Raw genomic sequence first — 1,988 nt, 5'->3', positions numbered from 1 at the left:
GTGAGCCCGGCGCCGTTGCCGACACGGGTATATCTGGCGTGCGGCGTGACCGACATGCGCAAGGGGTTCGATGGCCTGGCGGTGCTGGTGCAGCAGGTGCTGGCGAAAGACCCGCATTCGGGCGCGCTGTTCGCGTTTCGCGGCAAGCGCGGGCATCTGGTCAAGCTGCTGTGGTTCGACGGACAAGGCCTGTGCCTGTTTTCGAAGCGGCTCGACCGGGGCCGTTTCGTCTGGCCGGTGACGGCAAGCGGAACGGTGGTGCTGACACCGGCGCAGTTGTCGATGCTGCTGGAGGGCATCGACTGGCGCCGCCCCGAGCGGACATACACGCCGACGCTGGCGGGCTGAAACCGGCGGTTTTGCGTCGCTTTTGCTCGCCCTAAACGCTGCGATCTGCTAGCAAATCCGGGTGTCGGAAGCGCCCGTTTCCTCTGCTGATGCCACCGCGCGGATCGCCGCGCTGGAGGCGTTGCTGGCCCGGGCCAATGCCGCGCTCGCCGCCCGCGATCTGCTCATCGACAGCTTGCGCGGGCAGATCGCGCGGCTGCGGCGGATGCAGTTCGGCGCCTCGTCCGAGAAGCTGGGCCGCGAGATCGAGCAGCTGGAACTGGCGCTGGAAGAGCTGGAAGCCGAGCGCGATGCGGCGCCAATAGAGGAGCGCCCGTCGGAAGCGACCGCGCGGCCAGCACCGGTCCGCAGCCTGCCGGCGCACCTGCCGCGCGAGGAGGTCGTCCACGAACCGGCCTCGGGCGCCTGCACCTGCCCCGATTGCGGCGGCGCGCTGCGCCGGCTGGGCATGGATGCGCATGAGATGCTCGACGTGGTGCCGGTGCGTTGGCGGGTGGTGCGCAACGTCCGCCCAAAATATAGCTGTCGGGTCTGCGACAAGATCGTCCAGGCACCCGCACCGGCCAGCGCCGTCGCGCGCGGCAAGGCCAGCTTCGCGACGCTGACGCATGTCGTGGTGTCGAAGTTCGAGCATCACCTGCCGCTGTACCGCCAGGCAGAGATGATGGCGGCGCAAGGGCTGGACATCGACCGCTCGACGCTGGCCGGTTGGGCCGGACAGGCCGCCGCCTTGCTCGATCCCGTCGTCGCCCGCATCCGCGACGAAGTCCTCAAAGCCGACAAGATCCACGCAGACGACACCCCGGTGCCGGTGCTCGACCCGGGCCGTGGCAAGACCGCAACCGGGCGGCTATGGGTGTACGCGGCCGATGACCAGGCCTCGGGCAGCACGGCGCCGCGCGCAACCTGGTATCGCTTCACGCCGGACCGCACCGCGGCCCACCCGCTGGCGCATCTCGCCGGCTTTCGCGGATTCCTCCAGGCCGATGCCTATGCCGGCTATGACGGGCTGTATCGGGGCGGCGCCACTGAAGTGGCCTGTTGGGCCCATTTCCGGCGCAAGATCTTTGACCTGCATGAGCGCACCTCCACGCCGTTGACTACCGACATTCTGGAGCGGATCGGCGCGCTCTACGCCGTCGAGGCCGAGGTGCGCGGCCAGCCACCGGATATCCGGCACCGGGCGCGGCAGGAACGCAGCAAACCGCTGGTCGAGGCCTTGTGCGAGGTGCTCGACACCGCGCTGCGTCGCCTGTCGCCCAAGTCCGACATGGCGAAGGCGATTGCCTATGGCACCAAGCGCTGGCCGGCGCTGTCGCGCTTCCTCGACGATGGCCGGCTGGAGATCGACAACAATATCGCCGAGCGCGCGCTGCGGGGTGTCGCCATCGGTCGCCGCAACTGGCTGTTCGCCGGCTCGCGCGTGGGCGGCGAACGTGCCGCCGCCATCTACACCGTCATCCAGACGTGCAAGGCCAACGGGGTCGACCCGCAGGCCTATATCACAGATGTCATCGCGAAGATCGCCGATGACTGGCCAGCCAGCCGCTGGGACGAGCTCCTGCCGTGGAACTGGAACCAGCCGGTCGATCAGCCAACCGCGCAAGCCGCATAATCTGCGGCCTGCAGACCACGTTTAC

At 68.7% G+C, this 1,988-nt stretch carries 2 protein-coding genes; both read left to right on the top strand.

Annotated features, from left to right (window positions below; genetic code table 11):
* Positions 1-348 (top strand): IS66 family insertion sequence element accessory protein TnpB, encoded by a 348-nt coding sequence (gene tnpB, locus ACX40Y_RS18175; RefSeq protein ID WP_459120981.1) that lies wholly within the window; start codon positions 1-3, stop codon positions 346-348.
* A 55-nt stretch (positions 349-403) separates the two neighbouring features.
* Positions 404-1,963: an IS66 family transposase gene (tnpC, locus tag ACX40Y_RS18170; RefSeq protein ID WP_459120982.1), complete on the top strand. Its 1,560-nt coding sequence runs from the start codon at positions 404-406 to the stop codon at positions 1,961-1,963.
* Positions 1,964-1,988 lie beyond the last annotated feature (25 nt).

The sequence above is a fragment of the Sphingomonas sp. RS6 genome, assembly GCF_054489705.1.
This window is presented reverse-complemented; position numbering and strand designations above follow the sequence as displayed.